Source organism: Streptomyces sp. NPDC042371 (genome assembly GCF_056437465.1).
Genome location: NZ_JBWKAP010000024.1, coordinates 16,538 through 36,351 on the forward strand (window position 1 = coordinate 16,538; position 19,814 = coordinate 36,351).

A 19,814-nucleotide genomic window follows, 5' to 3' on the forward strand; every position below is an offset into this window, starting at 1 on the left:
CAAGAACCGTGGCGACCAGGGAGAACGGAACCGATGCACCCCACTGACCTGCCTGCCCAGGACCGCGGCGGCTCCATAGATCTGCTCGTGCACGGCGGCGACGTGCTGACCGTCGACGCCGCGGGCACCGTCGTGCCGGACGGCGCGGTCGCCGTGCGCGGGGGCCGGGTCGTCGAGGTGGGTCCCGCGGACCGGCTGCGCGCCGCCTACGAGGCGGCCGAGGAGATCGACGCGCGCGGCTGCCTCGTGCTGCCCGGCCTGATCAACACGCACACGCACCTGTCGATGAACCTGATGCGCGGCATCGCGGACGACGTCACCCTCCAGGGCTTCCTGGCCCGGGTCGTCCCGCGCGAGGCCGAGATCCTCTCGCCGGACACGGTGACCACCGCGATGCGGGCCGCCATCGCGGAGTCCGTACGGGGCGGGGTCACGACCGCGCTCGACATGTACTGGTTCCACGAGGCGGCCGAGGACGCGGCCCGCGACGCCGGGTGGCGGCTGCTGACCGGGCCGACGTTCATGGACGTGCCGGGCCCGCCGGACGGCAGGCCGTACGAGGAGCGGCTCGGCTGGGCGACCGCGCACCTCAAGGCGTACGTTCCCGCGCTGGGCACCCGCCCGGTCGTCTGCGCGCACTCCGCGTACACCCTGAACCCCGCGCAGCTCACGGAGATCACCGCGCTTGCCCGGGAGCACGGCGCGCTGCTGCACATCCACGCCGCCGAGAACGCGGCCGAGGTGGCGACCGTCGTCGAGCAGCACGGCATGCGCCCCGTGGAGCTGCTCGACTCGCTCGGTGTGCTCGGTCCCGACACGCTGCTCGCGCACGCCGTCGACCTCACGGACGCCGAGATCGCGACCCTGGCCCGCACCGGCACGCCGGTGGCGCACTGCCCGGTCTCCAACCTCAAGCTGGGCTGCGGCATCGCGCGCGTGCCCGAGCTCCTGGACGCGGGTGTCACGGTCGGCCTCGGCACGGACGGCGCGGTCTCCTCCAACACCCTCGACCTGCTCGGCGCGGTGAAGATCGCGGCGCTGGTGCACAAGGCGGGCGGCGACCCGACGGCGGTCGGCGCCGAGCAGGCCGTGCGGATGGCGACCATCGAGTCGGCGCGTGCGCTGGGGCTCGGCGACCGGCTCGGCTCGCTGGAGACCGGCAAGCAGGCCGACCTGATCGTCCTCGACCTGGACCGGCCGCACCTCATGCCCCGGCACGACCCGTGGTCGACGCTCGCGTACGCCGCGTCGGCCGCCGACGTCCGGGACACTGTGGTGGACGGCCGTGTCCTGATGCGCGACCGGACCCTGCTCACCCTCGACGAGCAGAGCGTCCTGCGCGCCTTGCAGGACGCTGCGACGACCTCCGCAGCGGCAACACCGGAAACGACCCCCGAAGTGGCACCCACCGCATGACGTTCGAACCCACCCGCGGCTTCACCGGCCGCGCCCGCGCCGCCGACCGCGACCCGCGGCTGCCCCCGGGGCAGTACGACGCCCGGGACGGCTGGCCTGTCCTGTCCGCCGAGGTCACGCCGCGGCTGGCCGCCGCCGACTGGACGTTCCGCGTCGACGGTCTCGTCGCGGCCCCGCACACCTGGACCTGGGACGAGGCGCACGCGCTGCCCGCGTCCGAGTACCGGGGCGACATCCACTGCGTGACGAGCTGGTCCAAGTTCGGGGTGCGGTTCGGCGGGGTGAGCCTGGACACGTTCCTTGCCGCGGCCCGCCCGCTCCCCAAGGCGACGCACGTTGTGGCGTACTCGCACACCGGCTACACCACGAACCTCCCGCTGTCCGACGTGACGGGCGGCAGGGCGTGGATCGTCTGGGAGTACGGCGACGGGCCGCTGCCCCCCGAGCACGGCGGCCCGGCCCGGCTGATCGTCCCCCACCTGTACTTCTGGAAGAGCGCCAAGTGGGTGGCGGGGCTGCGGCTCTCCGACCGCGACGAGCCCGGTTTCTGGGAGCAGAACGGCTACCACCACCGGGGCGACCCGTGGGCCGAGGAGCGTTACGCCGGTGACTGATCCACAGACCCCCCAGGGGCGCTTCGTGCCGCCGACGGCGTTCGCCGTGCCCGGCCGCATCGCGGTGAGCAACCGCTCCGCGGCGGTGTGGCAGCGGGCGACCGTCGTGGAGATCCGCCGCGAGACCCCGATCGTCTCGACGTTCCGCCTGAAGGTGCCGGACTGGCAGGGGCACCTGCCGGGCCAGCACCTGATGCTGCGGCTCACCGCCGAAGACGGCTATGTCGCCCAGCGGCACTACTCGATCGCCTCCGCGCCCGACGGCAGCGGCGAGATCGAGCTGACCCTCGACCACGTACCGGGCGGCGAGGTGTCGGGGCACCTGCACACCGTGGCGCAGGTCGGCGACACGGTCGAGGTGCGCGGGCCGCTGTCCGGCTTCTTCGCCTGGCCGGGCGACCGTCCCGCACTGCTGCTCGGGGCGGGCTCGGGCGTGGTGCCGCTGATGGCGATGGTCCGCCACCACCGCCTCGCGGGGCTCGACGTGCCGGTGCGGCTCGTCGTCTCGGCGCGCACGCCCGCGGATGTGATCTACGCGGACGAGTACGCCGAGGAGACCACCGTCGTCCTGACCCGCTCCGAGGGCCGGCTGAACGCCGACCATCTGGCGCCCTTCCTCAGCGGGGCGGGGCAGCCGGAGGGCGGCTGGGAGGCGTACATCTGCGGCTCGAACGGGTTCGCCGAGCACGCGTCGCGGCTTCTGGTGGCGGGCGGCCAGCCGGTGGACCGGATCCGGATCGAACGCTTCGGCTGACCGCACGGGGCGGGGCGGCGTGAGGCGTCAGGTGTCAGGTGTCAGGTGTCAGGGGGAGACCTCCTCCAGGCGCCGCCCCGCCGTCTCCTCCGCGCCGAGCCCCGCGACGACGGCGCCCACGACGGCGACCGCCCCGAGCGTCACGAAGACGGGTGTGACGCTGCCGCCCGCGTAGACCGCGCCGACCACGATCGGGCCGAGGATCACGCCGAGCCGGTTCATGGCGCCGCCCACACTGCTGCCCAGGGCCCGCATGCGGGTCGGGAACAGCTCCGGCGTGTACAGGTACAGGCAGATGTTGGAGCCGAAGAAGAAGACCGCCGCGAGGGACGTCCAGGCCAGGACCTCCAGCGGTGTGCGGGCGCCGAGGAAGGCGAGCACGAGCAGCATCGCCGCCGCGCCGCCCAGACAGCCGGTGATGACGCGCCTGCGCCCGGCCCGGTCGACGGTGAGCGCGGCGACGAGGCAGCCGAGCAGGCCCGCGCAGGACGTGACGGTGGAGTAGAGGAGCGCGTCCGAGAGGGACAGGTCGTAGCGCTTCTGGTAGATCGTCGGGAGCCAGGACGTGATGCCGTAGTTGACGAAGTAGCCGGTGAACCAGAGGACGCCGATGACGAGGGTGCGGCGGCGGTAGCGGCCGGTGAACAGGCCGCGCAGACCGGTCGCGGCCGCCTCGGCGTGCCGTTCCCCCGACACCTCGGCGGGCTCCGGGACCGTGTCGGTGTCTGAGCCGACGGGTGGCAGCCGCTTCCCCGTGACCCGCTCGACTTCCGCCTCGATGCCGTCCATCACCGCGGCGGCCTCGTCCGTCCTGCCGTGGTCGGCGAGCCAGCGCGGCGACTCGGGCACCTTGCGCTGGACGACGACGCACAGGACGCCGGGCAGCGCGGCGAGGACGTACATCCAGCGCCAGCCGAGGACCGGCACCACCCACGCCGCGACCAGCGCGCCCACGGTGAGCCCCGCGGGGAAGACGAGCTCGTAGAGCAGCACGAAGCGGCCGCGCCGGTGGCTGCGGGTGATCTCGGCGATGAACGTGGCGGCGACCGGGACCTCGCCGCCGATCGCGAGGCCCTGGACGAAGCGCAGGGCCATGAAGAGGTCGGGCGTGGGGGACGCGGCCAGGGCGAGGTTGGCGACGCTGGAGACGGCGACGCACAGCGCGATGACCCGCACCCGGCCGATGCGGTCGGCGAGGCGGCCGGAGAGCAGGGCGCCGACCAGCATGCCGATCGAGCCGACGGTGAGCAGCAGGGTCGCCCGGGAGGTGGAGAGGTGCCACTCGTCGCGCAGCTCGGGCAGGGCGTAGGCGATCAGGAGCTGGTCGAAGGCCTCGAAGAAGGTGACGGCGCCCACGATGAGCCGGACGGTGACGTGCCAGCGGCACAGGGGGAGCCGTTCGAAGCGGGCGGCGATGAGGGCACGTGCGGCCCCGACGGGGCCGTCCGGTGTGCGGTCCGGGGAGGCGTCGATCGTCATGCGGGTACTCCGCTGCTGAGGGGGCGGGGGTGGGGAGGAGCGGGGGCGAGCGGGGGGTGTCTTTTGAGCCGAGCGGAGAGGCGCATCAGCGCAAAGTCTCTTAGCGCTTAAGTTGTATCGCCCGCACTCAGGACCGCGTCAAGGGTCTGTACAGGGAAATCGTCGACAGCCGCTCATCGATGGGGTCTTGCGCCCGAGATATTTAAGCCCTTAGATTTCTAGCGCTTGCCCAATTCGGCCAGGCACACCCCCTCAACTCCCCCGCTCCGCAAGGAGGGCACCCGCATGCCCCGGATCCCCGAAGACGCAGCGCTCATCGCGGGCCAGTGGCGGCGCGGCGCGGGCGCCCCGGCCCGGACCGTCGACCCGGCCACCGGCCGCGAGCTCGCCACCGTGCACGCCGTCACCGTCGAGGAGGTCGCCGAGGCGGCCGAGGCGGCGGCCCGCGCAGTCGCCGACCCACGCTGGCGGCGCCTGCTGCCGCACCAGCGCGCCCGGCTCCTGCACCGGGTGGCCGCGTTGATCGACGACAACGCCGAGCACCTGGCCGCGCTGCAGACCGCCGACACCGGCAAGGCGCTCACCGAGACCCGCGCCCTGGTGGCCAGCGCCGCCGGGACGTTCCGCTACACGGCGGCCGCCCTGGAGACCGCCGAGGAGTCGCTCACCCCCTCGCGCGGCGACTACGTGACGATGAGCGTGTACGAGCCGATCGGCGTCGTCGGCGCGATCAACCCCTGGAACTCCCCCGTCGCCAGCGACGCGCAGAAGCTCGCCCCCGCGCTCGCCGGTGGCAACGCCGTCCTCCTCAAGCCCGCCGAGTGGACCCCACTCGTCTCCCTGGCGCTCGGCCGCCTGATCGGCCGGGCACTCGACGAACTCGGCCTGCCCGCCGCCCTGTTGTCCGTCCTGCCCGGCCGCGGCGGCATCGTCGGCGACGCCATCGTGCGGCACCCGCGCGTCGGCAAGGTCACCTTCACCGGCGGCACCACGACGGGGCGGACCCTCGCGCACGCCGCCGCCGACAAGCTGATGCCGGTCTCGCTGGAGCTCGGCGGCAAGTCGCCGACGATCGTCCGCGCCGACGCGGACGTCGAACAGGCCCTGGCCGGGGTGATGTTCGGGGTGTTCTCCTCCAGCGGCCAGTCCTGCATCGCCGGGTCCCGGCTGTTCGTGGCGCGCGAGCTCTACGCGGAGTTCGTCGGCGAACTCGTGGAACGCGTACGCAAGTTGCGCGTCGGCCCCGGCACGGCCCCCGACACACAGGTGGCGCCGCTCGTCCACCACGAGCACCGGGACGCTGTCGCCCGGCACGTCGACCTCGCCCGCGAGGAAGGCGCCCGCGTGCTGTGCGGCGGCGCCGCGCCCGAAGGGCCCGCCTACGCCGACGGCGCGTACTACCTGCCCACCGTCCTGGACGGCCTGCCGAACTCCTCGCGGACCTGCCAGGAGGAGATCTTCGGTCCTGTCCTGGTCGCCCTGCCCTTCGACGACGAGGACGACCTCGTGCGGCAGGCCGACTCCTCCGTGTACGGCCTGGCCTGCGGCATCTGGACCCGCGACCACCGGGCCGCGTGGCGGATCGCGCGCCGCGTGGCGGCGGGCACCGTCTGGATCAACACGTACAAGCAGTTCAGCATCTCCACCCCCTTCGGCGGCATGAAGGACAGCGGCCTCGGCCGGGAGAAGGGCCGCGACGGCATCCGCTCCTACCAGCGCCAGAAGTCCCTGTACTGGGGCACCTCCGACACCCCGCTGCCCTGGGCCGAATGACCTTCTGGAGCACCTGATGTCCCCTCCCCACCCCCCGATAGCCCGGCTGCGCGCCCTGCGCTCCGTCGAGCTGCTCACGCCCTCCTTCGCCCAGGCCGCCGACTTCTACGAGGACGCCTGGGGCCTGGAGGTCGTCGAGGCCGAGCACAGCGCGAGCTGGCTGCGCGGCACCGGCGACGAGCACCACGCCCTCCAGCTCACCCGGTCCGACCGGACAGGACTCGGCCGCCTCTCCTTCGCCGTCGGCACCCCCGCGGAGGTCGACGAGGCAGCCCGCCGCCTCGAAGCGCGCGGCATCACCCCGATGGCCGGGCCAGGCCCGCTCGACCAGGTCGGCGGCGGCTACGGCCTGCGCTTCGCCGACCACGAGGGCCGCACCGTCGAGCTCTCCGCCGACACCTGGGCGGTCGCGCCGCGCGGCCGGGACGGCGCGGTGCCCGTGGGCGTCACGCACGCCGTCCTCAACACCACCGACATCGACGCCTCCGTCGCCTTCTACCGCGATGTGCTGGGTCTGCGCGTCTCCGACTGGTCCGAGCACCAGATGGCGTTCCTGCGCTGCAACGCCGACCACCACTGCGTCGCCTTCAACCAGGCCGAGTGGGTCTCCCTCAACCACGTGGCCTACGAGATGAGTTCGATCGACCACTTCATGCGGGGGCTCGGGCGGCTGCGCCACCACGGGATCGTCCCGCAGTGGGGTCCGGGCAGACACGGCCCCGGCAACAACACCTTCTCGTACTTCACCGATCCGACCGGGCTCGTCTGCGAGTACACCTCCGAGGTCGCCCAGGTCGTCGAGGACCGCTGGATCGCCAAGGTGTGGCGGCGGGTGCCCGAGCTGTCCGACCTGTGGGGCACGGCGGGACCGCCGTCGAAGGAAATCCGCTGCCACATGGCCGGTAAGCCCATGACCGGTACGCCCATGACCGATACGCCCATGACCGGTTCGCCGGAAGGAGTGCACGCGTGAACGCGACCCTGAAGGTCGGGCTCGTCGGCTGGGGCGCCATCGGCCGCGTCGTCGGCGCCGCGCTGATCGAACACCGCATCCCCGGCGCTGAGTTGGCGTGCGTCGTCGACAACCGCCCGCTCGGCGAGGCGGCGCCCGCGCCGCAGGTCTCCTTCGACGAGGCCCTGGAGCGCTGCGAGCTGATCGTGGAGGCGGCGGGGCAGGGGGTCGTACGGGAATGGGGCGAACGCGTCCTCACCTCGGGGACCGATCTGCTGATCGCCTCGACGGGCGCGCTCACCGACGAGGAGCTGTCCAAGCGACTCCTTGCGGCTGGGCCCGGCCGGGTCTACTTCACCGGCGGCGCGGTCGGCGGCCTCGACCTGCTGCAGGCCGTACGCTCTCTCGGCCCGCTCGACGAGGTGCGGCTGACCACCACGAAGCTGCCGAGCACGCTCGAACAGCCCTGGATGGACGCCGAGTTGCTCACCCGGCTGCGGACGGCGACCGGCCCGGTCGAGGTGATGTCGGGCACCGCCCGCGACGTCCCCGGGAAGTTCCCCAAGTCGACGAACGTCGCGGCCTCGGTCGCCCTCGCCGTCGGCGACCTGGACGCTGTGCGGGTCCAGGTCGTCGCCGACCCCGGGGCGCACCACACGCGGCACGTCGTCGAGGCGTCCGGCGCGCACGGCTCGTACCGCTTCGATGTGGCCCATCTGCCGGACCCCGGCAACCCGGCGACCAGCCAGGTCGTGCCGTACGCGGTGCTGCGCTCGCTCGCGGCGCTGGCCGGGCGGACGGGGCAGATCCTGTGACCGGCCGCGCTCCCGATGTGCATATGGCGGAGGCGGGGTCGAGCGGTCCGCTGCTGCTGTGCCTGCACGGCATCGGCTCCTCGTCGGCCGCGTTCGCGCCCCAGCTCGACGGCCTCTCCGGACAGGTGAGGGTCCTTGCCTGGGATGCGCCGGGGTACGCCAAGTCACCCGATCCGGAAGGGCCGTTGGACCTGGACGGGTTCGCGGACGCGGCGGCCGGTGTGATCCGCTCCCGTGGCGCGTCGGCGCACGTCCTCGGCGTCTCGTGGGGCGGTGTGATCGCGCTGCGGCTCGCCGCCCGCCATCCGGACCTCGTCGACTCGCTGATCGTCGCGGACTCCGGCCCCGGCTCAGGGACCGACCCGGCGAAGGCCGACGCCATGCGGCGGCGCGCCGCCGAGCTGGCCGAGCTCGGACCCCGCGCCTTCGCCGAGCGGCGCGGCCCCCGGCTCGTCTCCCCCGACGCGCCGCCCGAGCTCGTCGCCCGGGTCGTCGACACCATGGCCGCCTCCGTGCGCCTGCCCGGCTACGCGTACGCCGCCGAGTCGATGGCCGCGGCCGACCTGCGCCCCGAGCTCCCCGCCATCGGCGCCCCCTCCCTCGTCCTCTGCGGCGACCAGGACCGGGTCACCGGCGTCGAGGCCTCGCAAGTCCTCGCCGGGGCCCTGCACAAGACGGCCTACGTGATCGTCAAGGACGCCGGTCACCTGGCCAACCAGGAACAGCCCGGGCGGTTCAACGCCTGGGTGCTCTCCCACCTCCGCATCACCGCCCACCTTCCCGAGCAGGAGTTCTGAGCCATGCCTCTGACCACGACCGAGTACGACAACAACGGCGACCTCGCCCGGTACACCGACTCCCTCATCGCCTCGAAGGACTCGCGCGTCGCGGACTTCGACACCCTCTCCTTCCAGGAGAAGGCGGGTCCGCAGTACCGCCGCGGCCAGATCCGCTACGTCGGGTCCGGCGCCACCGGCAACCACGAGGACGACAGCCGGATCCTCCCCTCCGGCGGCTTCACCTTCTCCAACATGCTGCTGCCGCCCGGCGCCGAAGGTCCCGCCCACACCCACCACGACGTGGAGGAGGCCTTCTTCGTCCTGGAGGGCGAGGTCCGGGTCGGCGTGCACCGGGGCCCGGACGAGGTCGAGTACCGCACGCTCGGCTACCGCGACATGATCGTCGTCCCGGCCGGGGTGACCCGCTCCCTGAAGAACGAGGGCGACACCGACGCCCTGTTCTGCGTCGTCATCGGCACGCAGAAGCCGCAGGTGCCCTCGTACCCGGAGTACTCGCCGATGCACGGCGTCACCCGTGGCTGACCCACGCACGGTCGTGGTCACCGGGGCGGGCCGTGGCCTGGGTCTCGCCATGGCCCGCCGGGCGGGTGCCGACGGCTTCCGGGTCGTCGTCGCCGAGCTGGACGCCGCACGCGGCGCGGGGGCGGCGCGGGAGCTGTGTGCACAGGGGCTCGACGCCCGCTTCGTGCGCTGCGACGTCGCCGACCCCGCGTCGGTGGCGGAACTCGCCGACGCCGTAGGGGAGATGGGGCCGCTGTACGGCCTCGTCAACAACGCGGCGCTCGCCAACGGCGTCGGCGGCAAGGAGTTCCAGGACATCGACATCGCGGCGTGGGACCGGCTGATGGCGGTCAACGCACGCGGCCCCTGGCTCGTCGCGAAGGTCCTGCACCCGCTGTTCGGGCCCACCGGGCGCATCGTGAACATCGCGTCGGACGCGGCCCTCTACGGCTCCCCCCGGCTCGCCCACTACATCGCGTCGAAGGGCGCCGTCATCGCCCTCACCCGGGCCATGGCGCGGGAGCTGGGCGAGCGCGGCATCACCGTCAACGCGCTGGCTCCTGGCCTCACCGAGGGCGAGGCGACCGAGACGGTCCCGGCCGAGCGGCACGGCCTCTACCGGGCCAACCGGGCCATCGCGCGTCCGCAGCGGCCCGACGACCTGGTCGGCCTCGCCGCCTTCCTCCTCTCCGAGGAGTCCCGCTATCTGACCGGACAGGTGGTCGCCGTCAACGGCGGCTTCACCATGAACTGACCCTGGAGAACACAGACATGGATCTGGGCCTCGCCGACCGGACCTTCCTGGTCACCGGCGGCAGCTCGGGCGTCGGCCTGGCCACGGTCCGCGCCCTGCTCGACGAGGGCGCGAACGTCGCCACCTGCGGCCGCGACGCCGACCGGCTGGGGCGGATCGGCACGCACGACCGCCTCTTCACCGCGCCGTGCGACGTACGGGACGCGGACGCCGTGAGGGAGTTCACGCGCAGCGCGGTCGAGGAGTTCGGCGGCGGCGTCATCGACGGGCTCGTGAACAACGCCGGGCAGTCCCGGATGAAGCGCCTCGACGAGACCACCGAGGACGACTGGCGCGACGAGCTCGAACTGAAGTTCGCCGGGGTCCTCAACCCGCTGCACGCCGCCCGCCCGCACCTGCGCGCCTCGACCGGCGCGTCCGTCGTGAACGTCAACGCCGTCCTCGCCAAACAGCCCGAGCCCCGCCTCATCACCACCAGCGCCGCCCGCGCGGGCATCCTCAACCTCTCCGCGTCCCTCGCCCGTGAGCTCGCGCCGGACGGCATCCGCGTCAACTCCGTCTGCCTGGGGCTCATCGACACCGGGCAGTGGACGCGTCGGCACGCCGCCGCAGGGTCCGGCCGCCCGTACGAGGAGTGGCAGGCGGAGCTCGCCGCCGACCGCGGTGTCGCGCTCGGGCGGCTTGGCCGGGCCGACGAGGTGGCGTACGCGATCCTCGCGCTGCTCTCGCCACGCGCCTCCTACATCACAGGAACCAGCATCGACGTCTGCGGCGGAGTCGGCCGCGGCATCCTCTGAGGAGCCCTCATGCGTTACGACAACGGAGGCGATCTCCTCGTCGCCGTCCTGCGCGAACTCGGCATCGACACGGTCTTCGGGATCGTGAGCGTGCACAATCTGCCGCTCGTCGAGGCCGTCGACCGCGAGCTGCGCTTCGTGCCGGTGCGGCACGAGGCGACGGCCGTGAACGCCGCCGACGCGCACGGCAGGACCCGCGGCTCGATCGGCTGCGCGCTCACCTCGACCGGCACCGGCGCGGGCAACGCGGCCGGTTCGCTCGTCGAGGCGCACAGCGCGGGGACGTCCGTGCTGCACGTCACCGGGCAGGTGGAGAGCCGGTACCTGGGCAGCGGGCGCGGCTTCATCCACGAGACGAAGGACCAGCTGGGCATGTTGACGGCGGTCTCGGCGTACGCGGCCACCGTGCCGTCCGCCGCCGACGCGGGCCGCGTGCTGCGGGAGGCGGCCCGTGCGGCGCTGGCCGCGCCCGGCGGTCCCGCGAGCGTGGAGTGGCCGGTGGACCTCCAGTACGCGGCACAGACCGACACGGCGCTCGACCTGCCCGCGCCGATCTTCACCGCGCCCTTGGGCGCCGAACTGGCCGCCGCGGGCGAGCTGTTGGCGTCGGCGCGGCGGCCGCTGGTCTGGGCGGGCGGCGGCGCCACGGGCGCGGGCGCCGATCTTGCGGAGCTGCTCGCCGCCACCGGCGCCGGGCTGCTCACCTCCAACTCGGGGCGCGGCGCGGTGCCCGAGGACGACCCGCGCGTCATCGGGAACTTCGCCACCACCCCGGCGGGCCGCGCCCTGCTCGCGGACGCCGACGTGCTCCTGAGCGTGGGCACCCACTTCAGGTCCAACGAGACCGCCGACTACGGCCTCGAACTGCCCGCCGCCCACCTTCAGATCGACATCGACCCGGCGGCGCTGGGCCGCGTCTACCCGGCGGCGCACACCCTGTGCGGCGACGCGGCCGACGTACTGCGGGCCCTGCTGCCGTACGCCCGCCGCACCGAGGCCGAGTCCGGCTGGAGCGAGCGCGTCACCGCGGTGCGCGACGAGGTGCGGGCGGATCTGCGCGAGGCCATCGGCCCCCAGGCGGCGCTCTGCGAGGCGATCCGCGCCGCGCTCCCCCGGGAGGCGGTGATCGCCCGCGACGTGACGATCGCGTCCAGCAGCTGGGGCAACCGACTCCTGGAGATGTACGACCCGCGGGACAACGTCTTCCCGCGCGGCGGCGGCATCGGGCAGGGCCTCGGCATGGGCATCGGTGCGGCGCTCGCCCGGCCCGGGGCGCCGACCGTGGTCCTCGCGGGCGACGGCGGGCTCGCGGTGCACCTCGGCGAGCTCCTCACCCTCGCGCAGGAGAAGCCGGAGCTGACCCTGATCGTCTTCAACGACGGCGGCTACGGCGTGCTCCGCAACATGCAGGACCGCTACGGCGAGCGCCGCTCCGGCGTCGACCTCGTCACGCCCGACTTCGCCCTCCTCGCCCGGGCCTGCGGGCTGCCGTACCTGCGGATCGCCGCGGCCGAGCAGGCGGGGCCGGTCGTCGCCGAGGCCGTCGGGTCGGGCGGTCCCGTGCTCGTCGAGGTGGACCTCGCGGCGCTCGGCCCGATGAAGAGCCCGTTCACCCCGCCCGTGCAGATCCCCGCCGCGTAGGGAGGCCCCGGCCATGACCACACCAGAGAACCGGCTGGACCTGCGGGTGCGCCGGATGACGTGGGAGGCACAGGGCGTGCTCTCCGTCGAGCTCGTCCACCCCGACGGCAAGCCGCTGCCCGCCTGGGAGCCCGGCGCGCACCTCGACGTCGAAGTGGGCGGGCACGTGCGGCAGTACAGCCTGTGCGGAGATCCCCGGGACACCACTTCGTACCGCATCGGCGTCCTCAACGAGCCCTCCTCGCGCGGAGGTTCGCGGTACGTGCACACGCAGCTGCGGCCCGGCCAGGGCGTCACGGTGTCCGAGCCGCGCAACCACTTCGCGCTGGAGGACGCGCCGGGCTATGTGTTCGTCGCGGGCGGCATCGGGATCACCCCGGTCCTCGCGATGGCCAGGGAGGCGGCGCGGCGCGGCACGCCCTGGCGGCTCGTGTACGGCGGGCGCACCCGCGACTCGATGGCGTTCACGGACGAACTGGCCGCACTGGGCGGCGCGTTGACCCTCGTACCGCAGGAGGAGCAGGGGCACATCGACCTCGCCGACGCGCTCGGCGGGGGTGAAAGAGGGCTCGCCGAGGGCACCCTCGTGTACTGCTGCGGGCCCGAGCCGCTGCTCGCCGCCGTGGAGGCGGCCTGTCCGGCCGAGCGGCTGCGCGTGGAGCGGTTCGCGGCGCCGGTCGTCGAGCGCTCCGGCGACGAGGCGGCCTTCGAGGTGGAGTGCCGACGCTCGGGCGTGACGCTCTCCGTGGGCCCGGACACCTCGGTCCTGGCGGCCGCCGAGTCCGCGGGGCTCGCCGTCAACAGCTCCTGCCGGGACGGCATCTGCGGCTCCTGCGAGACCCGCGTGCTCGACGGCACGCCCGACCACCGCGACTTCCTGCTCAGCGAGGCCGAGCACACCGCGAACGCCTCGATGATGATCTGCGTCTCGCGCTGCGCGTCGGGCCGCCGCCTCGTCCTCGACCTGTGAACCACTCCCCCGGCCCCTGGAGGCATCAGTGACCACGACCTGGCCGTACCTGGACATCCACCAGTCCCGTACGCACGAGCCGAGCCCCTACGAGTACAAGCTGGCCGCCACCCTCGAAGAGGTCTTCACGAAAGAGGGTCACGAACTGGCCGACGTCGTCCGCGGGCTCAACGCCCGCCAGGTCCACGCGCCCGACGGCGCGCCCTGGACCGAGGAGTCCTTCCGCGCCGAGATCAACCGACTGGGAGCCTGAGATGAGCCTGTCCGCGCAAGACACCGCCGACCACATCTACGCCACGGGTCTGCGCAACCAGTGGCATCCGGTCGTCCCGTCCTCCTTCGTGGCGCCCGGCGCCATGCGCAAGGTCACCGCGCTCGGCGAGCAGTGGCTGCTCTTCCGCCGCTCCGACGGCGCCCTGTCGATGCTCGCCGACCGCTGCCCGCACCGCGGGGCGCCCCTCTCGCTGGGCAAGCACCTGGGCGACCGGGTGGCGTGCTGGTACCACGGGGTTGAGGTCGAGACCGACGGCACCGTGTCGTCCGTGCCCGGCCTGCCCGGCTGCAATCTGGAGGGCAGGAAACTCGTCACGTCGCTGCCCGTGCGCGAGGTCGGCGGCGCGGTCCTCGCGTACTTCGGGGACGAGCAGCACCCCGAACCGGCCGGACTGACGCTGCCCGAGCCGCTCACCGACCCCGACGTCGACGCGATCCTCTGCTACGCGGAGTGGAACGGCCCGTGGCGGTTCGCGGTGGAGAACCTCCTCGACCCGATGCACGGCGCGTTCCTGCACCACGACTCGCACACCATGTACGACGGCGACACCACCGCCAAGTTCCGCATCCGGGAGACGGACCGCGGCTACTTCTTCGAGAAGACCGACCAGCGGGGCGTCAACTTCGACTGGGTGGAGCTGTGCCGCACGGGCGTGGACTGGGTGGACCTGACCATCCCGTATCCGCCGTCGGCGGGCCCCGGCGGCCCGTTCGGGATCGTCGGCATGGTCTGCCCGGTCGACGAGAACCGCACCGGCGTCTTCTTCTGGCGCTACCGGCGCGTGCAGGGCTGGCAGCGCGACACCTGGCGGTTCCTCTACCGGACCCTCATCGAGGAGCGCCACTGGCAGGTCCTCGAACAGGACCGGGTGATGCTGGAGGCCATGCCTGCCGACGCCGACCAGCGGGAGAACCTCTACCAGCACGACCTGGGAGTGGTCCGGCTGCGCCGGATGTACCGCGCGGAGGCCGAGGCTCAGGCCTCGTCGGTCTGAGCTCCTTCGGCGCCCCGCGGACCGGCGTCGGTGATGGACCGCTCCAGCTTGGACATCAGGCGGGCCAGCTGACGCCGCTCGGCCGGGGAGAGCCCGTCGAGCATCCGGCGTTCGTTGTCGAGGTGCTCGGCGAAGACCTCGTCGATCTTGGCGAGCCCGGCGTCGGTGAGCCGCGAGTAGACGACGCGGCGGTCCTCGGCGTCGCGCTCGCGCACGATCAGGCCGTCCTTCTCCAGCCGGTCGATGCGCAGCGTCACCCCGGCGGAGGAGACCAGTCCGGAGTCGGCGAGCTGACCCGCGGTAAGCCGGTAGGGCGCCCCGGCCCTGCGCAGCGCGGTCAGCACGTCGAATCCGGCGACGGCGAGTCCGTGCCGCTCGATCGCGGAGGTCAGCCGGGTGTTGTAGCGGATGAAGGTGCGGTGCAGCCGGGCGAGGACCTCGAGCGGCGAGGTGTCGAGGTCGGGCCGCTCCCGCGCCCAGTCCGCGATGATCGACGCCACCGCGTCCGGCTGGTGTGCCGCCTTCTTCCCGGCCATCTGCCGCCCGCCCTCCTGGGACCGCCCGGCGGTGCGCCGGGACCCGTGGGGAAATCTTAGCCCTCAAGGAAATGGGTCAATCGCCGTACTCACATGCGGCGTGACCGCGCGCCGGGCCATAATCGCCTGATACATCGGATGTCTTTTTGACGCTTTTGACTGTTGAGGCGAGGTCCCCATGGCTGTCACCGACGAAGCCATCGAGAAGATCAAGGGCATGATCGTCTCGGGCGCGCTGCGCCCCGGCGACCGGCTGCCCAAGGAGAGCGAACTCGCCGCCGAGCTGGGGCTCTCGCGCAACTCGCTGCGCGAGGCGGTGCGCGCCCTCGCCCTGATCCGGATCCTCGACGTGCGCCAGGGCGACGGCACGTACGTCACCAGCCTGGACCCCCAACTCCTCCTGGAAGCCCTGAGTTTCGTCGTCGACTTCCACCGCGACGACACCGTCCTGGAGTTCCTCGCGGTCCGCCGCATCCTCGAACCGGCAGCCACCGCGATGGCCTGCGCCCACATCACCGATGCCGAACTGGACACGCTGACGGCGCAGTTGGACGCCCTGGGCGCCGCACCTTCGGTGGAGGAGCTGGTCGCCTGCGACCTGGAGTTCCACCGCGGCATCGTCCAGTCCTCCGGAAACTCGGTCCTGTGCTCCCTGCTGGACGGCCTCTCCGGGCCCACCACCCGGGCCCGCGTCTGGCGCGGCCTGACCCAGGAGGATGCCGTCAGCCGCACCCTGCACGAGCACCGGGCGATCCTCACCGCGCTGCGCGACCGCGACGCGGAGGCGGCCAGATCATGGGCGACGGTGCACATCGCGAGCGTGGAGCAGTGGCTGCGCACGACGCTGTGAGACCGCCCCGCTGCCCTGTGTGAACGCGTGGCTCCGCCCTGCGCGAACCCGCCGTTTCCCGGCCCCAGGCGTGGGCAGTGATCACGCACTCCCCCACGCAAGGGGGCTGCGGACGGACCCCGCAGACGCCGTAAGGTTGGGCTGTACGCAAGGGAACGTCGGAAGGAGGCCTGGGTGATCGAGCTCGAGGGGGTACCCGAGCTGGTCGACCCGGTCATGGTGGCCGCGTTCGAGGGCTGGAACGACGCCGGCGACGCCGCCTCCACCGCGGTCGCGCATCTCGACAAGGAGTGGAAGGGCGAGGTGTTCGCGGCGCTGGACGCCGAGGACTACTACGACTTCCAGGTCAACCGTCCCACGGTCTGGCTGGACGGTGGAGTGCGCAAGATCACGTGGCCGACGACCAGGCTCTCCGTGGTCCGCGTCGGCGGCGACAAGCCCCGCGACCTGGTTCTGGTCCGGGGCATCGAGCCGTCCATGCGCTGGCGGTCGTTCTGCAACGAGATCCTGGGCTTCGCGCACGAGCTGGGCGTCGAGCTGGTGGTGATCATGGGCGCGCTGCTCGGCGACACCCCGCACACCCGCCCCGTCCCGGTCAGCGGCGTCACGTCCGACCCGGACCTGGCGCGCACCATGGACCTGGAGGAGACCAAGTACGAGGGCCCGACGGGCATCGTCGGCATCCTCCAGGAGGCGTGCACGCACGCGGGCGTCCCGGCAGTGAGCCTCTGGGCGGCCGTCCCGCACTACGTGTCGCAGCCGCCCAACCCGAAGGCCACGCTCGCACTCCTCAACCGTCTCGAAGACCTGATCGACCTGCGGATCCCGCTGGGCGAGCTGGCCGAGGACGCGCGCGCCTGGCAGGTGGGCGTGGACCAGCTGGCCGCCGAGGACACCGAGGTCGCGGAGTACGTCCAGTCTCTGGAGGAGGCGCGGGACACCGCGGAGCTCCCGGAGGCGTCGGGCGAGGCCATCGCCCGCGAGTTCGAGCGGTATCTGCGGCGCCGCGACGGCGGTGACGGCGGAGCGGCGTACCTCAGGGACTCGCCCAGCGACCGCACACGGCCGCCGAAGCCGAAGCCCACGCAACGGCCGGAGCAGGGGCAGGAGCAGGGCCCGGAGGACGGCGAGGGCGACAGCAGCGACAGCGGCGACTCCGGATCCTCGGATTCCTCGGACGACTGAGGCTTTCGCAGCACACTCCATGGGGCGGCACCCGCACGGGTGCCGCCCCATTGTGTCGCTCATGGCCGATGTGCTGCTCATGGCCGAATTGCACGGGGTTCCCTTTTCAACTTCCTTTCAAACACAGTTGCGCGAAAGAGGGGTGGACGGCACGGCTCAGGCGTAGCAGGGTGTGCCCCGGAAACCTGGCGCAGCGCACAGCACGGCACCCGAAGGACGGAAGGGAGCGGTGAAGCGATGACCGAGCAGGCAGACCCGGCGCGGGACCCCGGAGCCGGCGGACCGGGCCCCGACGGAATGGGATTCACCTACCGAGAAGCCCAGCAGGAGCTGATCGTCGTCGCCCGGCCCGAGGCCCGGCTGCGCGCCGGCGAGCGGGACATCCGCTCGGCCTCCGGCTCCGACGTATCAGCTCTGAACATGTTCCTGACCGACGAACAGCTCACTCTGGAGCCGCTGTTCGGCAGCGAAGAACGGCTGCGGGCCGCCGCGCCCCCGGCCGACGGCGACAGCGACGTGCCCGACCTGGCCCTCTTCTACCGCGTCCGCGGCGGCGACGACCGGCCAGAGGAACTGCGCGCCCGGATGGCGGCGCTGCCGGGCATCGACACGGCGTACGTCAAACCGGGCGCCGTACCGGCCTCCATTGACCCCTCGCCGACCCAGCCGCACGACCTCGACGAGGCGACCCGGCGCCGCAAGGAAGGCATGCCGGCCACCCCCGACTTCACCAGCCGCCAGGGCTACTTGAAGCCCGCACCCGAGGGAATCGACGCACGCTGGGCCTGGCAGCGCATCGGCGGCTCCGGCGAGGGCGTCACCGTCGTCGACGTCGAGGGCTCCTGGCAGCTGCGCCACGAGGACCTCGCCGCGAAGCTCGCGGGCGTCGTCGTCGGCACCCCCATCCAGGACCTGGCCTGGCGCAACCACGGCACCGCGGTGATCGGCGTCATCGGCGGCGACCGCAACTCCCTCGGCATCACCGGCATCGTGCCGGAGGCCGTGACGGCGGCCGCCTCCTTCCAGCCCCTCGGCACGGCCGCCACCATCCACGCGGCGGCGGAGCGGCTGAACCGCGGCGACATCATCCTGCTCGAACTGCACCGCCCCGGACCGAAGTTCGACTTCGAGGCGCGCGACGACCAGAAGGGCTACATCGCCATCGAGTGGTGGCCGGACGACTACGCCGCGGTGCGCTACGCCACCGCGAAGGGCGTGCTCGTCGTCGGCGCGGCGGGCAACGGCGCCGAGTCCCTGGACGACGCGGTCTACGAACGCCGCCCCGACGGCTTCCCGTCCTGGTGGCGCAACCCCTTCAACCCGAGCAACCGTTCTTCCGACGCGGTCCTGGTGGGCGCGGGCGCTCCCCCGCCCGGCACCCACGGCCGTGACCACGGCCCCGACCGTTCGCGCCTGGCGTTCTCCAACTACGGGGCCCGCGTGGACGCGCAGGGCTGGGGCCGTGAGACCACGACCACCGGCGGCTTCTGGGACCGGCCCGGCGACCTGCAGGGCGGCGCCGACGAGTTCGCCTGGTACACCGACACGTTCTCCGGCACGTCCTCCGCCTCACCGATCGTGGTGGGCGCCCTGGCCGCGCTGCAGGGCATGCTGAAGGCCTCGGGCCAGCAACCGATGACACCCGACCGGGCCCGCAGGGTGCTGCGCTCCACCGGCTCCCCGCAGCAGGACGCGCCGGGCAGGCCCGCGTCGCAGCGGATAGGCAACCGCCCCGACCTGAAGGGGGCGGTCACGAACCTGCTGCCGTCCGCGGTGGGTTCGGGGCAGGCCGAGCGGTACTGGGACGAGCTGCTCCCGTATCCGCCGGAACTCCCGCCGCGGCTCCGGCTGTTCGTGGCCGGGGAGTGGCGCAACCTCGACAACCCGTCCCCCGAGACGCGGCAGGCGGTGCACTCCGCCTTCGCCGGGGGCCGACCGGACGTACGCGTCTGGTTCTCGGACGACGAGGTCGTCGGCCTCGTCGTCACGGGCTGAAGCACGACCGCACTCCAGCACTGCTGAAGGACCACAACCATTGAGGGAAGGTGGCACCCGCATGAGCACCACCCCGCAGATGAGTCAGTTGGGCCAGCACCAAGGACGGCAGTACGGACCGCAGCAGCAGTACGGCTCCCAGCAGTACGGGCCGCAGCAGTACGGCTCCCAGCAGCAGAGCCCCAGCACGGCCCCTCCGCAGCAGAGCCAGCAGCAGTACGGCCAGCAGTACGGCCCCCAGCAGAGCGGCCAGGGCATCCAGGGCCAGCAAGGCATCCAGGGCCAGCAGGGCATGCAGGGCATGCAGGGCATGCAGGGCCAGCAGGGCATGCACCAAGGCATGCAGCAGGTCCCGCCGCAGCTGCGCCAGCAGCTCCAGCAGCTCGGCCAGCAGCAGCCGTTCCAGACCCTGCTGCAGCAGTTCGGCCAGGAGCAGGAGATCCCGCAGGCGCAGGCGCCCGAGATCTCCACCCAGGCCCTCGCGTCCAACGTCGCATCGGCGTTCTGGGACGTCGTCGAGCCGCTTCCCGGCCAGGCGTACATCCTCTACCTGCACGTCGACAACGCCTGGCGGGCCTTCGTCAACCCCAGCCCGCAGACCCACGACGAGGTCCAGGAGGCATTCGCCTTCGGGCAGCAGGTGATCGGCTACTACGACACCAACAACCCGGGCTACCTGCTGGCCATCGTCATCACCAAGTGACCCGCGCGAGG

Annotated in this window: 20 protein-coding genes; 18 read left to right on the forward strand and 2 right to left on the reverse strand. The window is 72.7% G+C overall.

Annotation, left to right across the window (positions count from 1 at the left end):
* Nucleotides 1-33 precede the first annotated feature (33 nt).
* From AC068B_RS39905 to AC068B_RS39915, 3 genes are read left to right on the forward strand one after another with little or no spacing between them, the layout of a single operon-like run.
* Nucleotides 34-1,416 (forward strand): amidohydrolase, encoded by a 1,383-nt coding sequence (locus AC068B_RS39905; RefSeq protein ID WP_478676368.1) that lies wholly within the window; start codon nt 34-36, stop codon nt 1,414-1,416.
* Nucleotides 1,413-2,030: a sulfite oxidase-like oxidoreductase gene (locus AC068B_RS39910; RefSeq protein WP_478676369.1), complete on the forward strand. Its 618-nt coding sequence runs from the start codon at nt 1,413-1,415 to the stop codon at nt 2,028-2,030. Before AC068B_RS39905 ends, AC068B_RS39910 begins: the two co-directional genes overlap by 4 nt.
* Nucleotides 2,023-2,784: a ferredoxin reductase gene (locus AC068B_RS39915; RefSeq protein ID WP_478676370.1), complete on the forward strand. Its 762-nt coding sequence runs from the start codon at nt 2,023-2,025 to the stop codon at nt 2,782-2,784. Before AC068B_RS39910 ends, AC068B_RS39915 begins: the two co-directional genes overlap by 8 nt.
* A 48-nt stretch (nt 2,785-2,832) precedes the next feature.
* Here the strand turns inward: AC068B_RS39915 and AC068B_RS39920 are convergent, their stop codons facing one another.
* A complete protein-coding gene (locus AC068B_RS39920) occupies nt 2,833-4,263 on the reverse strand; it encodes an MFS transporter (RefSeq protein WP_478676371.1) in 1,431 nt (476 codons plus the stop codon).
* A 285-nt stretch (nt 4,264-4,548) separates the two neighbouring features.
* On the opposite strand from AC068B_RS39920, the gene AC068B_RS39925 reads away from it, so the two are divergent.
* The 11 genes from AC068B_RS39925 to AC068B_RS39975 are packed head-to-tail and all read left to right on the forward strand — an operon-like array spanning nt 4,549 to nt 14,534.
* Nucleotides 4,549-6,036 (forward strand): aldehyde dehydrogenase family protein, encoded by a 1,488-nt coding sequence (locus tag AC068B_RS39925; RefSeq protein ID WP_478676372.1) that lies wholly within the window; start codon nt 4,549-4,551, stop codon nt 6,034-6,036.
* Nucleotides 6,037-6,052: 16 nt separating this feature from the next.
* On the forward strand, nt 6,053-7,009 hold the full coding sequence (locus AC068B_RS39930; RefSeq protein ID WP_478676373.1) for a VOC family protein: 957 nt from the start codon (nt 6,053-6,055) through the stop codon (nt 7,007-7,009).
* Complete coding sequence (locus tag AC068B_RS39935) at nt 7,006-7,803, forward strand: aspartate dehydrogenase domain-containing protein (protein ID WP_478676374.1); 798 nt, start codon at nt 7,006-7,008, stop codon at nt 7,801-7,803. Before AC068B_RS39930 ends, AC068B_RS39935 begins: the two co-directional genes overlap by 4 nt.
* A gap of 23 nt (nt 7,804-7,826) precedes the next feature.
* Nucleotides 7,827-8,600, forward strand: a complete 774-nt coding sequence (locus tag AC068B_RS39940) for an alpha/beta fold hydrolase (RefSeq protein WP_478676375.1) — start codon at nt 7,827-7,829, stop codon at nt 8,598-8,600.
* Nucleotides 8,601-8,603: 3 nt separating this feature from the next.
* Nucleotides 8,604-9,125, forward strand: a complete 522-nt coding sequence (locus AC068B_RS39945; RefSeq protein ID WP_478676376.1) for a cupin domain-containing protein — start codon at nt 8,604-8,606, stop codon at nt 9,123-9,125.
* Nucleotides 9,118-9,858, forward strand: coding sequence for an SDR family oxidoreductase (locus AC068B_RS39950; RefSeq protein WP_478676377.1), 741 nt, complete (start codon nt 9,118-9,120; stop codon nt 9,856-9,858). Before AC068B_RS39945 ends, AC068B_RS39950 begins: the two co-directional genes overlap by 8 nt.
* Before the next feature lie 17 nt (nt 9,859-9,875).
* Nucleotides 9,876-10,655: an SDR family oxidoreductase gene (locus AC068B_RS39955; protein WP_478676378.1), complete on the forward strand. Its 780-nt coding sequence runs from the start codon at nt 9,876-9,878 to the stop codon at nt 10,653-10,655.
* A 9-nt stretch (nt 10,656-10,664) separates the two neighbouring features.
* A complete protein-coding gene (locus AC068B_RS39960) occupies nt 10,665-12,296 on the forward strand; it encodes a thiamine pyrophosphate-binding protein (protein WP_478676379.1) in 1,632 nt (543 codons plus the stop codon).
* Between the two features lie 13 nt (nt 12,297-12,309).
* The gene (locus AC068B_RS39965; protein ID WP_478676380.1) at nt 12,310-13,266 is read left to right on the forward strand and encodes a PDR/VanB family oxidoreductase; all 957 of its coding nucleotides are present in this window, start codon (nt 12,310-12,312) and stop codon (nt 13,264-13,266) included.
* Nucleotides 13,267-13,294: 28 nt separating this feature from the next.
* Nucleotides 13,295-13,519, forward strand: coding sequence for a recombinase-like helix-turn-helix domain-containing protein (locus tag AC068B_RS39970; RefSeq protein ID WP_055565115.1), 225 nt, complete (start codon nt 13,295-13,297; stop codon nt 13,517-13,519).
* A gap of 1 nt (nt 13,520) precedes the next feature.
* Nucleotides 13,521-14,534 carry a Rieske 2Fe-2S domain-containing protein gene (locus tag AC068B_RS39975; protein ID WP_478676381.1) on the forward strand — a complete coding sequence of 338 codons (1,014 nt, stop codon included), beginning with the start codon at nt 13,521-13,523 and terminating at the stop codon, nt 14,532-14,534.
* On the opposite strand, the gene AC068B_RS39980 is transcribed toward AC068B_RS39975, so the two are convergent.
* Nucleotides 14,516-15,070 carry a MarR family winged helix-turn-helix transcriptional regulator gene (locus AC068B_RS39980; RefSeq protein ID WP_478676382.1) on the reverse strand — a complete coding sequence of 185 codons (555 nt, stop codon included), beginning with the start codon at nt 15,068-15,070 and terminating at the stop codon, nt 14,516-14,518. The genes AC068B_RS39975 and AC068B_RS39980 overlap by 19 nt on opposite strands.
* A 178-nt stretch (nt 15,071-15,248) precedes the next feature.
* On the opposite strand from AC068B_RS39980, the gene AC068B_RS39985 reads away from it, so the two are divergent.
* The 4 genes from AC068B_RS39985 (at nt 15,249) to AC068B_RS40000 (ending at nt 19,803) form a co-directional block, all read left to right on the forward strand.
* Nucleotides 15,249-15,920: a FadR/GntR family transcriptional regulator gene (locus AC068B_RS39985; RefSeq protein WP_478676383.1), complete on the forward strand. Its 672-nt coding sequence runs from the start codon at nt 15,249-15,251 to the stop codon at nt 15,918-15,920.
* 174 nt (nt 15,921-16,094) lie between these two features.
* A complete protein-coding gene (locus AC068B_RS39990; RefSeq protein WP_478676384.1) occupies nt 16,095-17,105 on the forward strand; it encodes a PAC2 family protein in 1,011 nt (336 codons plus the stop codon).
* A gap of 237 nt (nt 17,106-17,342) precedes the next feature.
* Entirely contained in the window at nt 17,343-19,100 is a 1,758-nt protein-coding gene (locus tag AC068B_RS39995; RefSeq protein WP_478676385.1) for a S8 family peptidase, read from the forward strand.
* A gap of 61 nt (nt 19,101-19,161) precedes the next feature.
* Nucleotides 19,162-19,803: a hypothetical protein gene (locus tag AC068B_RS40000; RefSeq protein WP_478676386.1), complete on the forward strand. Its 642-nt coding sequence runs from the start codon at nt 19,162-19,164 to the stop codon at nt 19,801-19,803.
* The last annotated feature ends 11 nt before the right edge of the window (nt 19,804-19,814 follow it).